Annotated in this window: 9 protein-coding genes and 1 pseudogene; 5 read left to right on the forward strand and 5 right to left on the reverse strand. The window is 67.7% G+C overall.

Annotated features, from left to right (window positions below):
* Window positions 1-117 precede the first annotated feature (117 nt).
* From GSQ95_RS19795 to GSQ95_RS19805, 3 genes and pseudogenes are all read left to right on the forward strand, one after another.
* Window positions 118-501 (forward strand): annotated as a pseudogene (locus tag GSQ95_RS19795) (DUF4398 domain-containing protein); the annotation flags it as partial.
* A gap of 104 nt (window positions 502-605) precedes the next feature.
* Window positions 606-1,613, forward strand: coding sequence for an NAD(P)-dependent alcohol dehydrogenase (locus tag GSQ95_RS19800; protein WP_158893707.1), 1,008 nt, complete (start codon window positions 606-608; stop codon window positions 1,611-1,613).
* Window positions 1,614-1,696: 83 nt separating this feature from the next.
* Complete coding sequence (locus tag GSQ95_RS19805; protein ID WP_158893710.1) at window positions 1,697-2,089, forward strand: response regulator; 393 nt, start codon at window positions 1,697-1,699, stop codon at window positions 2,087-2,089.
* Here the strand turns inward: GSQ95_RS19805 and GSQ95_RS19810 are convergent.
* Entirely contained in the window at window positions 2,086-2,469 is a 384-nt protein-coding gene (locus GSQ95_RS19810; RefSeq protein ID WP_158893711.1) for a response regulator, read from the reverse strand. The two genes, GSQ95_RS19805 and GSQ95_RS19810, sit on opposite strands and share 4 nt — an antisense overlap.
* 250 nt (window positions 2,470-2,719) lie before the next feature.
* Between GSQ95_RS19810 and GSQ95_RS19815 the strand changes: the two genes are divergently transcribed.
* Entirely contained in the window at window positions 2,720-6,055 is a 3,336-nt protein-coding gene (locus GSQ95_RS19815; protein ID WP_178118437.1) for a PAS domain S-box protein, read from the forward strand.
* Between the two features lie 512 nt (window positions 6,056-6,567).
* Here GSQ95_RS19815 and prpF read toward each other — a convergent pair.
* The 4 genes from prpF to GSQ95_RS19835 form a co-directional block, all read right to left on the reverse strand.
* Window positions 6,568-7,719: a 2-methylaconitate cis-trans isomerase PrpF gene (gene prpF, locus GSQ95_RS19820; protein ID WP_158893715.1), complete on the reverse strand. Its 1,152-nt coding sequence runs from the start codon at window positions 7,717-7,719 to the stop codon at window positions 6,568-6,570.
* A 21-nt stretch (window positions 7,720-7,740) separates the two neighbouring features.
* Window positions 7,741-8,631, reverse strand: a complete 891-nt coding sequence (yghX, locus tag GSQ95_RS19825; protein ID WP_158893717.1) for a YghX family hydrolase — start codon at window positions 8,629-8,631, stop codon at window positions 7,741-7,743.
* Window positions 8,632-8,896: 265 nt separating this feature from the next.
* Window positions 8,897-9,679 (reverse strand): nucleotidyltransferase domain-containing protein, encoded by a 783-nt coding sequence (locus GSQ95_RS19830; RefSeq protein WP_158893719.1) that lies wholly within the window; start codon window positions 9,677-9,679, stop codon window positions 8,897-8,899.
* The gene (locus GSQ95_RS19835; RefSeq protein WP_158893721.1) at window positions 9,679-12,012 is read right to left on the reverse strand and encodes a DNA polymerase II; all 2,334 of its coding nucleotides are present in this window, start codon (window positions 12,010-12,012) and stop codon (window positions 9,679-9,681) included. Before GSQ95_RS19835 ends, GSQ95_RS19830 begins: the two co-directional genes overlap by 1 nt.
* A gap of 209 nt (window positions 12,013-12,221) precedes the next feature.
* On the opposite strand from GSQ95_RS19835, the gene GSQ95_RS19840 reads away from it, so the two are divergent.
* Window positions 12,222-12,914, forward strand: a complete 693-nt coding sequence (locus tag GSQ95_RS19840) for a 3'-5' exonuclease (RefSeq protein WP_256664657.1) — start codon at window positions 12,222-12,224, stop codon at window positions 12,912-12,914.
* The last annotated feature ends 155 nt before the right edge of the window (window positions 12,915-13,069 follow it).

The following is a 13,069-nucleotide window of genomic DNA, read 5'->3' on the forward strand; positions in this document are numbered from 1 at the left end:
TGCCCAGAACAGCATCCAGCAGATCCGTGAGGAAGGTCAGATCAACCTGCAGCTGCAACAGAATCTACAGAAAAAGGTGCAGCAGTAAGGCTGCCCGCTCTCTTGAAGGACGAAACCATGCGTAAACGTTTTCTGCTCCCGCTGATGTCGGCGCTGACCCTGACCCTGGCCGCCTGCGCCACCCCGCCCAACCCCAATCTGGAAAAGGCGCGCAACGACTACGCCGCCCTCGAATCCCAGCCCCAGGCTACCCAACTGGCGGCACTGGAAACCAAGGATGCCGGCACCTGGCTGGCCAAGACCGACAAGGCCTACAAGGACGGTGAGAACGAGCGCACCGTCGACCAGCTGGCCTACCTGACCCAGCAACGCATCCAAACCGCCATGCAGACCATCAAGCTGCGCATGACCGAGGCCGAGCTGAAGAAGGTCGACGCCCAGCGCGGCGAAACCCGTCTGAACACCCGCACCCAGCAGCTGCAGCAACTGCAGAAGGCGATCAAGTAAGGTCCAGGGCGCAGGGCCCTTTCGGGAATCCTGCGCCCCCTGCCGTGGTCCTCTACTGACCTGCGAGCGTCCTGCTCGCCCCAGCCCGGAGAACCCTCATGCACACCATACGCCTACGCAAACCCGGTGGTCTGGACCAGCTGGAAGCCTGCGAACTGCCCGATCCCGGGCAACCGGGAGCTGGCGAGATCCGGGTGCGGATCAAGGCCAGCTCGCTGAATTTCCATGATCTGGGTGTGGTGCTGGGCAAGATGCCGACCGCCGATGGGCGCATTCCGATGTCCGACGGCGCCGGCGTGGTCGAGGCCGTGGGCGCCGGGGTCAGCGAGTTCGCCGTGGGCGATCACGTGGTCTCGACCTTCTTTCCCCACTGGCTGGATGGCGAGCCACCCATTGATGATTTTTCCACGACCCCTGGCGATGGTGTCGACGGCTTCGCCTGCGAGGTGGTAGTGCGCCCGGCCACGGCCTTCACCCGGGCGCCCAAGGGCTACAGCCATGCCGAGGCGGCGACCCTGACCACCGCCGGACTCACCGCCTGGCGCGCCCTGGTGGTGGACGGCGGCCTCAAAGCCGGTGACAGCGTGCTGGTCATGGGTACCGGCGGGGTGTCGATCTTCGCCCTGCAGATGGCCAAGGCCATGGGCGCCACGGTGATCGCCACCTCCTCCTCGGACGAGAAGCTGCAACGCGCCTATGCCCTGGGGGCCGATCATCTGATCAATTACCGCGACGAGCCGGAATGGGGTGCCAAGGTACAGGCCATCACCGGCGGCCGTGGTGTCGACATCGTGGTGGAAGTGGGCGGTCCGGCGACCCTGGCGCAGTCGATCCAGGCCGCGCGCATCCATGGTCACCTGGCACTGATCGGGGTGCTCACCGGCGTCGAGGGGCAGGTCCCCACGGCCACTCTGATGCGCCGCCATCAGCGGCTGCAGGGGCTGATCGTCGGCAGCCGTCGCCAGCAGCAGGAGATGATCCAGGCGCTGGAAAGCAACGGAATCAGGCCGGTCATCGATCGCAGTTATCCGCTGGACGAAATCGCCGCGGCCTTTGCCTTCCAGAAGGACGCCAGCCACTTCGGCAAGATCGTCCTGGAATTCTGACAATGGTCAGACAAAAGCCGGACTGACACCGGCAGGGCTCTGCTAGACTTCCGGGATCGTCTCAGCGCGTTCCGGAAGTCTCGATGACCTCGCCTGATCCCCATCCCTATCTCGTCGTCATCGAAGACAACAGCCTGCTCGCCGAGCTGCTGAGCAACCATCTCGAAGACCATCTGAGCTGGACCTGCCGGCGATTCGACAATGCCGACGATGCCCTGGTGCATCTGCTCCAGCAACAGCAGGCCCCGGGGCTGGTGATCACCGATCATCTGATGCCCGGCCAATTGCGCGGCGGCGAGCTGGCGGAGATGTTGCTCCAGCGCTGGCCCGCGTTGCCCCTGGTCATCACCTCGGGCTATGGCTACGAGATAACCACGACGCTGCCGGACCAGGTGATCTTCCTGCAGAAGCCCTGGACGCTGGACGAGGTGGATTCGGCGGTGCGCCTGGCGCGGGCGTGGCGGACAGCGGACTAGATACCGAGTTGGCCACAGGCCGTGAGCAACTGGTCGATGGTCCAGGGCTTGGGCAGGAACAGCGCCCTTTCCTCACGCTCCGCATATTGCTGGCCGGTATAGCCGGACGACACCAGGATCGGCAGTTGCGGAAAGCGCTGTCGCACCTGTTTCGCCAGGGCAAGACCGTCCAGCCGACCGGGCATGCGCACGTCGGTGAAGAGGAGATCGGGCGGCAGGGGATCGGCTTCCAGCCAGCCCCAGGCGGCGTCGGCGGTGTCGAAGGATTGGACGGCATAGCCCTCCATCTCGAACACCTCCGTCGCCAGAGATCTCAGCACCGGATCGTCTTCGACGACCAGCACGGTGGTAACGGCTGCGGCAGAAACTTCATCGGTCATGGCAACGCTACTTCATTAGTACGACTAAATAGACCGAAATTACTCGAAGTGGATCACAACCCTCGGATGGACGGCTGGCCGCTAGGTATCGGCCCTTGTCAGATGCCGTAACGGCTACTTAATTCCCTGCCTGTCGGAAAAAGGTGCTGGCAGATCGCTAGCTGGCGGCCGACTCTCTTACTCTAGGGCTCTCGCTGGACGTCACCGCCGTCCGCCCTCGCTGCCCACGCCCTTGAAAGACCCCATGGCTGTGTCCGCTCCCTCGCACGCTGAACTCCAGGCCGAAGTCCGCCGCCTCCGCGCTGCCCTCGACCAGTGCACCGCGCTGCCACCCCAGGACGCCCAGCGGCGCCTGGCGATCTTCGATGGCGCCATCGATTTCGCCATGGTCGTACTGGATCCGGCCGGGATGATCACCGACTGGAACACCGGCGCCGAACGCCTGCTGGGCTGGACCGCCGCGGAGGTCCGCGGCGCCCCGGCGGAATGCTTCTTCACCCCGGAAGACAACCGGAACGGCCGGGCTGCGCTGGAAATGCGGCTGGCGCTGCAGGACGGTCGCGCCGAAGACGAACGCTGGCACCTGCGGCGCGACGGCACCCGTTTCTGGGCCAGCGGCGAGATGCATCCGCTGCACGACGACGCCGGCTGCCATACCGGCTTCGTCAAGATCCTGCGCGACCGCACCCCCCAGCACCTGGCCGGCGAGGCCCTGCGTGACAGCCAGCGCCACGTGGGCGAGGTGCAGCGGCAACTGGCGGAGAGCGAGCGCTATTGGCGCGGCCTGTTCGAGCAACTGGACGAGGGCTTCATCCTTGGCACCATCCTGCGCGATGACCAGGGCCATGGCCGGGACTGGCGCTATGACCAGGTCAACCGCGCCTGGTGCACCCAATTCGGCCTGAGCGCGGAGCAGACGATCGGCCAGACCGCCCGCACCCTGTTTCCCGAACTCGAAGACCTCTGGGTGGAGGATTTCACCCGGGTGGTGGATACCGGCCAGTCGTTCAGCTACGTGCGGCAATTCCAGTTCAACGGCCGCTGGTACGAAGGCCATGCGCACAAGGCTGGCCCGGACAGCTTTCTGGTGCTGTTCCTGGATGTCACCGAGCGCGAGCAGGCTGCCCAGGTCACCCGTGACGAAGAGCGCTATCGTCGCGCCCTGGCGGAACTGGGCGAAGGTTGCAGCCAGCTGAACGACATCGAGGCGGTCACCGAACTCGCCTGCAGGGTCCTGGGCACCACCCTGAATGCCCACCTGGTGGGCTATGGTCTGGTGGACGCCGAGACCGAGACCATCACCGTGGAACGCGACTGGACCATCCCGGGCGCGCGCAGCCTGATGGGCACGCTGGATGTTCGCGACTACGGCAGCTACGGCGCGGCCTTCAGGCACGGCGAAACCGTGGTGATCGAGGACGTGCAGCAAGACCCTCTTACCCGTGACAACCTCGCGGCCCTGCACCGCCTGGAGACCCGCGCCCTCGTCAACCTGCCGCTGTTCGAGCAGGGCAACCTGGTGGCCCTGCTCTATGTCGGTTCCAGTCAGCCGCGGCGCTGGACACCGGCCGAGCTGCAGTTCATCCGCGAGGTCGCCAATCGCACCCGCTCGGCCACGGCGCGACTGACCGCGGAACGTGCCCTGCGCGACAGCGAACTCAATCTGCGCCTGGTGGCCGACACCCTGCCCTGCCTGATCGCCTTCGTCGATCGCGAGCTGATCTATCGCTTCGCCAACATCGAGGCGCCCAAGTGGTTCAAGGACGCCCCGCAGAGCATCCTGGGTCGCAGCATGGGCGAGGTCTTCGCGCCGGAACTGTTCGCCGCCCGGCGTCCGGCCATCCAGGCCGCCCTGGACGGCACCCCGGCGCGCCTGGACCTGCCCTGGGCCTGGCCGGATGGCCGCCGGCGCATCGCCGACATCCACTACCGCCCACGGCGCGATGCGCGCGGTGCGGTGGACGGCTTCTATGTCTTCGCCCAGGACGTCACCGTCCAGCGCGACGCCCAGGCGCTGATCCAGGCGCAGAATCTCAGCCTCAGCCAGGAGGTCCAGGCCCGTACCGCCGAGCGCGACCGGCTCTGGGCGCTCAGCGAGGATCTGCTGCTGACCGCCGACTTCACCGGGCAGCTGCTGCGGGTGAGTCCGTCCTGGTCGCGCGGCCTGGGCTATTCCGAGGCAGAGTTGCTCAGCCGCCCCTACACCGAACTCATCCATCCCGACGATCTGCCCGGCGTGCTGGTGGCGCTGGACGAACTGCGCCGCAGCGGCCTGCCGGCGCGGGTGGAGAATCGCGTCCAGGCGGCGGACGGCAGCTGGCGCTGGCTGTCCTGGACGCTGTCGATGGATACCGAACAGGATCGCCTCACCGGCGCCGGGCGCGACATCACCCGGGAAAAGGACGCCGCGGAGACCCAGGCGCTGCTGGAAGAGCAGCTGCGCCAGTCGCAGAAGATGGAAGCGGTCGGCCAACTCACCGGCGGCCTGGCCCACGACTTCAACAACCTGCTCGCCGGCATCGTCGGCAGTCTGGACCTGCTCACGGTGCGCATCGGCCAGGGTCGGCTGAACAATCTTGAACGCTACACCACCGCCGCCCAGGGCGCCGCGATCCGCGCCGCCGCCCTGACCCACCGCCTGCTGGCCTTTTCGCGGCGGCAGACGCTGGATCCCAAGCCCACCGACGTCAATCGCCTGGTGGCCGGCATGGAAGACCTGATCCGCCGCACGGTAGGTCCGGCGATCCAGATCGAGGTGGTGGCCAGCAGCGAGCTGTGGTCGACCCTGGTCGATCCGCCGCAGCTGGAAAACGCCCTGCTCAATCTCTGCATCAATGCCCGCGACGCCATGCCCGAGGGCGGCCGGATCTTCATCGAGACCGCCAATCGGGCGCTGGATACGCGCATGGGCCGGGTCCGCGACCTCGACCCGGGCGAATACATCGCCCTCTCGGTGACCGACAACGGCTGCGGCATGCCGCCCGAGGTGATCGCCAAGGCCTTCGATCCCTTCTTCACCACCAAGCCGATCGGGGTCGGCACCGGCCTCGGCCTGTCGATGATCTACGGCTTCGTGCGCCAGTCCGGCGGCCAGGCGCGCATCCATTCCCAGGTCGATCAGGGCACCAGCGTCACCCTCTTCCTGCCGCGCCATCGCGAAGTGGCCACTGGCGTTGACCTCGCCGCCAGCCAGCCGACCCTGCCGCGCCAGGGCCACGGCGAGACGGTGCTGGTGGTGGATGACGAACCCACGGTACGGATGCTGGTGGTGGAGGTGCTGGAAGAACTGGGCTACGCCGCCCTGGAAGCGGCGGATGCCAGCTCCGGGCTGCGCCTGCTGGAATCCGATGTGCGCATCGACCTGCTGATCAGCGATGTCGGCCTGCCTGGCGGGATGAACGGCCGGCAGATGGCCGACGCCGCCCGCCAGCGCCGCCCCGGACTCAAGGTGCTGTTCATCACCGGCTACGCGGAAAACGCCGTGGTCGGCAACGGCCACCTGGAGCCCGGCATGCACGTGATGACCAAGCCCTTCGCCATGGACGCCCTGGCGGTGCGCATCCGCGATCTGATCGAAGGGAGCTGAGGTCCGCTTTCGAGCGGATCGCTCCTCACCCCAGCCCTCTCCCAGAGGGAGAGGGGGCGGTTGGGATGCCCTGGGTGGATAAGGGTGCGGCCTTCCACGAATGGAGGCAGGCTTGCCCAGTGGAAAACGCTGCGCGGTTTTCCACGCTACGGTGACGCGGCCGTGACGCGCGAACCACAACCCCGCACCCGGCTTAATCGCCCCCTCTCCCTCCGGGAGAGGGTTGGGGTGAGGGCGCTCCAGCACAGAGTCCTCCCCGCGTTGGGCTTCGCTACGCTCAACCCAACCTACGCGGCCGATCTCGGCCGTAGGGTGGATAACGGCGCAGCCTTATCCGCGGATGACGTGAGCTGCCCAGTGGAAAACGCTGCGCGGTTTTCCACGCTACGGTGACGCGGCCGTGATGCACGCGCCAGGCTCGACCGCCCCCTCTCCCCTTGGGAGAGGGCTGGGGTGAGGGCGCTCCAGCACAGTGGCCTCGCCGCGTTGGGCTTCGCTGCGCTCAACCCAACCTACCGGATCTCCGTCGGCACCCGCACCCAGCCTTCCATCAGGCGGCGGGCGCTGCGGCTCAGGCTGGCCTTTTCCACCTGCCAGATACCGGCGACCTCGCGGGCCTCGGCGCCGACCGCCACCGTACCGGCGGTGTGCCCTATCCGTACCTGTCGGCCACCCAGGTCGCCGGTCAGGCCATGAACCAGGGTCCCGGGTAGCGCCGCGGCCACCGCCACGGCGACCGCGCCGGTACCGGGGATGGCGTGGTGCAGCTTGCCCATGGAAATCATCCGTGCGATGACGTCGAGTTCCTCGGCCTGCACCTGCTTGCCACCGGCCACCCGGTAGGTCTGGGGCGCGGCGACCAGGCACAGCTTGGGCGTATGCGGGCGTTCCGCCGTCGCCTGGGCAGCCGTGGCGGCCAGGCCCATGGCGACCGCGCCCGCGGCACGCAGGGCTTCCAGGCGCGCCAGCAGCGCCGCATCGCCATTGACCTGCGCCTGGGTCTCGGTACCGCTGAGACCCAGGGTCTCCGCCCGCACGAAGATGGTGGGATTGCCGGCATTGAGCAGGGTCACCGGCAGTCGGCCCAGCTCCGGAACATAGAGTTCGTCAACGGCCCGCCCGGTGGGCAGCACGCTGCCGTCGCTCCCTGCCGGATCAAGAAAATCGAGCACCACCTCGGCCGCCGGAAAGGCCACGCCGTCGAAGCGGAAATCGCCTTCCTCCTGCACCTCGCCGTCGACCATGGGGACGTGGGCGAGGATGCGCTTGCCGAGATTGGCCTGCCAGATGCGTACCCTGGCCATACCCTCGCGCGGCGCCTCGACCAACGCCTCGCTGATGGCGAAGGGCCCGACGGCGGCGCTGAGATTGCCGCAGTTGCCCGACCAGTCGATCACCGGCGCCTCGATGGCCGGGGCGCCGAACAGGTAGTCGACGTCACAGTCCGGCCTGCTGGAGGGCGCGATCACCACCACCTTGCTGGTGCTGGAGGTGGCGCCGCCCAGACCGTCGATCTGCTTGCCATAGGGATCGGGACTGCCGATCACCCGCAGCAGTAGCGCATCGCGCGCCGGACCCGCCGGCGGCAGGTCGCGGGCATGGAAGAACACGCCCTTGCTGGAACCGCCGCGCATGTAGACGGCGGGAATACGCAATTGCGGCATCCAGGATCTCCCGTGGGGTGCCTAGGCGAGATAGCGCCCGAACCAGCCCAGGGTACGGTCCCAGGCCAGGCGCGCGGCGGCTTCGTCGTAGCGCGGGGTGGAATCGTTGTGGAAACCATGGTTGGTGCCGGCATAGCGATGCACCTCATAGGTCTTGCCGGCCGCCTGGAGCGCCGCTTCGTAGGCGGCAGCGCCCTCGTTGATGCGCGGATCGTTCTCGGCGTAATGGATCAGCAGCGGCGCCTTGATCGCGGCCACCTCCTCGGCGCGCGGCTGGCGACCATAGAAGGGCACGGCCGCGGCCAGTTCCGGATAGGCCACGGCGGCCGCATTGGCCACCCCGCCGCCGTAGCAGAAACCGGTGATGCCGACCTTGCCGGTGCTGAATTCGTGGCCCATCAGGGTTTCCACGGCAGCGAAGAAGTCGTTCATCAGCTTCTCGGGATCGACCTGCTGCTGCAGTTCGCGACCCTTGTCGTCGTTGCCGGGGTAACCGCCCATGGAGGTGAGGCCGTCCGGCGCCAGGGCCAGATAGCCCGCCTTGGCCAGGCGCCGGGCAACGTCTTCGATATAGGGATTGAGGCCGCGATTCTCGTGGACCACCACCACCGCCGGCAGCTTGCCACTGGCCTTGGCCGGGCGCACCAGATAACCACGGACCCGCCCATGACCCTTGGGCGAGGGGTAGTAGACGTATTCGGCGACGATATCCGGATCGGTGAACTCGACCTGGGTGGCCAGGGCATAGTTGGGCGTCAGGGCCGCCAGCACTCCGGTGGCCGACAGCCCCAGCACCGCGGCGCAGGCCCCGGCACGGTCGAGGAAGTCGCGACGGCTGATGCGACCGTGCACATAGAAGTCGTAGAGTTCGAGCAGTTCGGGCGAGAAATCCTTGGCGGTGAGGCGGGTCATCGCGGCGCTCCTCTGGGGGAAACGAGGCATCCGGCCCGATTGACCAGGCGCCCCGGGGCTCCCGAGTGTGCCGCGAATCATCTGACTATGCCACTGCCCGCCTCAGCGGGAGACCTGCAAGTCGTGCAGCCCGGCGAGGCTGACCCCCTCGTTCAAATGAGCGGCGCAAATCACCGCCTGCGCCAGCGCTCATGACGCGCTTCACGGCCACAGAGGAAAGGGGTCACGCCAACGCGCCCGTGCTTCTGCATCCTCCCCCCTGGGTTCACCCCTGCCGAAGCTGGCATTCGAACCAGAGCAGGACGGCGTCCAGTTGCTGCGCGAACTCGGCCGCTGCCGCCTGTGGCTGCCGGGCTTCGGCATAGAAGAAGTCCAGCGCGGCGCGCTGCGCGGGATGCAGTCGCCGGGCGCGGCGGTAATGGTCTTCCAGCGTCCAGGGCCAGCCCGTCTCGTCTGGCCGGCGCAGCACCTGTAGCGCCCGGAGCAGCCGCCGCGCCGCCTCGCGCTGTACGCCCAGGCGCTCGACCGGACTCGCACAGCTGGCGTGGACCGAGCTGTAGCGCCGCATCACCGACAGCACGTCGCCATTCACCGCCTGGGCGATGCCGACCTCCGGTTTGAAGGGCGCGTAGCGCCGCGCCAGGTCTTCGCCCCACAGCCAGCGGCAATGATGTCTGAGCCAGAAGCCCCAGCTGAGACGGTTGCCGGGGGCCAGGACCTCGGCCTGGCGCCCGATATCGAAGTCGATCTTGCTGACCTCGCCATGGCTGCATTCCAGCAGACGGCGACGCTGCTCCAGCTGCACCGGCAGCCCGGCGGGGCAGGCATCGCTCAGGACCAGGGTGAGATCCAGGTCTGATTGACCCGGTCGGGCGCGGCCTTCGGCCACGCTGCCATAGACATAGAGGGCTATCAGATGGCGACCCAGGAGCGCTGGCAACTGGCACCGCACGGCAGCCAGCAGTGCCCGATACTCCACCTGGAATAGCCCCCTGGGCACCTGGCGAAGAAAACCGTCCGCATCCACTCCGTCGTTGGCCGCTCGCATCAGAACAATCCCAACTGCTGATCCAGCAAGCGATCAAAGCGGTCGCCGACGAAGGGCAGGATGGCGTCGGCCACCGGGGCCAGCTGGCGCTGCACATAGTGGTCATAGTCCGGCGGCGCATGAAGCAGTTCGACCGGTTCGGCGCCCGCGATGGTGATCAGGTAGCTGATCCAGCCACCGCGGCGAAAGCGGCTGCGGCGTCCCAGGCGGGCGCCTTCCGCCTCCAGCAGCCGCGCCGCGCGGATCTGCGGCGAGAGGTTGCTCTGGTACTCCTCCAGCGGCCGGCGCAGGCGCTTACGATAGATCAGCAGGTCGTCGAAGGCGCCGGCGCGGGTCTGGGCGACGAAGTCACGCACATAGTCCTTGTGGGGCTCGCCGGTGAAGATGCGCAGATACAGCTCGCGCTGGAAGCGCTGGGCCAGCGGCGACCAGTCGCTGCGCACCGTCTCCAGGCCCTTGAACACCAGTTCCGGCTGACCATCGGCACCGGATCGCAACCCGGCGTACCTCTTCTTGCTGCCCTCCTCCGCGCCGCGGATGGTGGGCATGAGAAAGCGGCTGAAGTGGGTCTCGTACTGCAGCTCCAGGTGGCTTTCCAGCCCCAGCTCGGTCTGCAGCTGCGCGCGCCAGTGGGCATTGACCGCCGCCACCAGCTCGCGACCGATGCGCTCGGCCTCCGCTTCGGCATGGGCAGCCCCGAGCCAGACGAAGGTGGAATCGGTATCGCCATAGATCACCCGATGACCGCGCGCCTCGATCAGCTCGCGGGTCTGGTGCATCACGGCGTGGCCGCGCAGGGTGATGGACGAGGCCAGGCGGTGATCGAAGAAGCGGCAGTGCGAGGTGCCCAGCACCCCATAGAAGCTGTTCATGATGATCTTCAGCGCCTGGGCCAGGGGCGCGTTGCCGGCGCGCTTGGCGGCGTCGCGCCCCTCCCAGACCCGCGCCACCATCTCCGGCAGGCAGTGCCGGGTGCGATGGAAGCGCGCGCCGCGAAAGCCCGGCACCGTCTCGGCCTCGGGCAGCGCCAGGCCCTCCACCAGGCCCACCGGATCGATGAGAAAGGTGCGGATCAATGAGGGATAGAGGCTCTTGTAGTCCAGCACCAGCACCGAGTCGTAGAGCCCGGGCCGGGAATCCATGACGAAACCACCGGGGCTGGCCTCGGGCGGCTGGGCGCCGAGATTGGGCGCGACGAAACCCTGACGGTGCATCAGCGGCAGATAGAGGTGGTAGAAGGCGGCGATGGAGGCGCCGTGACGCTCCAGCGGCAAGCCGGTGACGCTGGCCCGCTCCAGCAGGAAGCGCAGCAGGCCGGTCTTGGCGAAGATCCGCGTGACCAGTTCGCAATCCACCAGGTTGTAGCGCGCCAGGGCGCTCTTCTCGCCGGCGAACATGCGGTTGATCGAGGCCATGCGGTCGTGGGGATTGTCGATGGCCTTGCCCTCGCCCAGCAGGCTGCGGCTGACGTTTTCCAGGCTGTAGGAGGGAAACACCCAGGTCGCCGACTTCAGCGCCTCCACCCCGTCGATGATCGGCCGCCCGGCCAGCAGCGCCGAGAATTGCCGGCCCTGGCCGCCGGGTTCGTAGCGATCGTCCTCGGCGGCGCCCCGGCCCAGGTGCAGGGTCACGCCCAGTTTGCGCGCGTGCTCGTGAAGCACGCGGATGTCGAACTGCAGCACGCTCCAGCCGATGATGACGTCGGGATCATGGCGCGCCATCCAGGCGTTGAGGCGTTCGAGCAGGGTGGCGCGGTCGGCGACGTATTCCAGGTCGAAGTCTACCGCGGCGTCTTCCCCGGTGGGGGGACCGAGCATGTACACCTGGCGCTGGCCGCAGCCGTGCAGGCCGATGCTGTAGAGCTCGCCGCGCTCGCTGGTCTCGATGTCCAGCGACAGGGTGCGCAGCGTGGGGCGATAGTCGGGATGCGGCCGCAAGGGCGCGCCGTCGGCGGTGGGCAGCGTCACCGGCGCGGTGATGAAGCGCTCCATGAGAAAGCGATCCGCCGGGGCGATGTCCGTCTCGTAGACCTCGATGCCAGCGGCGGGGAGGCGCTGCTCCAGTTCGCGCAGGGTGCGATAGCGCGGCGCATAGAGCCCCAGGACGGGGCGCCGCTGGAAGTCCTGCAGCGCCAGCTCGCGGAGCTCCACCCCGGCCGGCAGCAGGCGCTCGATGTCCGCCCGTCGCGCGGCCGGGGCGAAGGCCACCGCCTGCTGCCCCGGCACCCGCAGCTGGTGCGGACCGTTGTCGGTGGCGAACCAGAACACCAGCTCCATCCCGGTGGAAGTCTCGCGCCAGAGGCGTGTCAGCAAGAAACCCTGGACGGCGGCCAAAGCAATGGCACTCCTCGACATGGACGAAGGGCCCATTCTCGCAAGGCCAGCCGCTACCGGCGACCTCGACGTGCCAGATGGTCCGCTCGTCGCCCCCGCCGAACGGCCTGTGTCCTGTGGCGATGATCTTGCATCGAATGCCCACACCCGTCGTAGAGCCGACTTGTCGGCTTTTGGGCGCACCCTTGGTTATAGCTGTCAGGCCGTGTATGAATCCGTTGTCGTCGTCTTTCTCCAGCGCTGTCTCACCCCGCTACAACGCCCAGCAAGCACGGGTGCGCGAGCAGGCGCGTCGCTGGCTGGAGCAGGACGTCCTGGTGCTGGATACCGAGGCGACCGGGCTGGGCGAGGATGCCCAGCTGATCGAGGTGGCGGTCATGACCCTCAGCGGCCGGGTGCTGCTCGACACCCTGGTCCGCCCGAGCATCGCCGTACCGCGCGAGGCGACCCTGATCCACGGTCTGACCGATGCCCACCTGGCCCAGGCGCCACGCTTTCCCGAGGTGTTCGCCACCCTCTGGCCCCTGCTGCGGGGCCGCACCGTGCTGGCCTATGGCATGGCCTTCGACTATCGCCTGCTGGCCCACAATGCCCGCCGCCACGGTCAGGCCCTGCCGCCGGAACTGGAGCGCGAGACGCCGCCGGTGCAACTGGTGGATGGCACCCGTCTGCACTGCCTGATGCAGCTCTATGCGCACTTCTGGCAGGAGCCGAGTCTGGACAGCCGCAACCAGGACGGCTGGCGTCGCAAGTCCCTGGCCATGGCCGCCCGCCAGCAAGGTGTCGCCGTGCAGGAAACCCATCGCGCCCTGCCCGATTGCCGGCTCAAGGCCGCCCTGGTGCAGGCCCTGGGTGACGAGGCGCCGGCTACCTGGAGCGGGCTGCAGGCTCTGGCGGGCTAGCCGAGCGGCAGTCCGCCGGCCGCACCGGCAAGCAGACAGGCGAAATTCATGCGGCTTGCCATACTGGAGGCGTCATCCCGCCCGAGGCCCCGCCATGAAAGCCGTCGTCTATGAAGCCTTTTCCGCGCCACCCCGCCTGACCACGGTCTGTCTCT

This window comes from Pseudomonas sp. BAV 4579 (genome assembly GCF_009765395.1).
GTDB lineage: Bacteria > Pseudomonadota > Gammaproteobacteria > Pseudomonadales > Pseudomonadaceae > Chryseomonas > Chryseomonas aestiva.

What these genes read in the sequence shown, in the direction of transcription:
- GSQ95_RS19840 (WP_256664657.1), top strand. Translation starts at nt 12,222, where the DNA reads ATGAATCCGTTGTCGTCGTCTTTCTCCAGCGCTGTCTCACCCCGCTAC.
- GSQ95_RS19810 (WP_158893711.1), bottom strand. Translation starts at nt 2,469, where the DNA reads ATGACCGATGAAGTTTCTGCCGCAGCCGTTACCACCGTGCTGGTCGTC.
- GSQ95_RS19805 (WP_158893710.1), top strand. Translation starts at nt 1,697, where the DNA reads ATGACCTCGCCTGATCCCCATCCCTATCTCGTCGTCATCGAAGACAAC.
- GSQ95_RS19830 (WP_158893719.1), bottom strand. Translation starts at nt 9,679, where the DNA reads ATGCGAGCGGCCAACGACGGAGTGGATGCGGACGGTTTTCTTCGCCAG.
- GSQ95_RS19800 (WP_158893707.1), top strand. Translation starts at nt 606, where the DNA reads ATGCACACCATACGCCTACGCAAACCCGGTGGTCTGGACCAGCTGGAA.
- prpF (WP_158893715.1), bottom strand. Translation starts at nt 7,719, where the DNA reads ATGCCGCAATTGCGTATTCCCGCCGTCTACATGCGCGGCGGTTCCAGC.
- yghX (WP_158893717.1), bottom strand. Translation starts at nt 8,631, where the DNA reads ATGACCCGCCTCACCGCCAAGGATTTCTCGCCCGAACTGCTCGAACTC.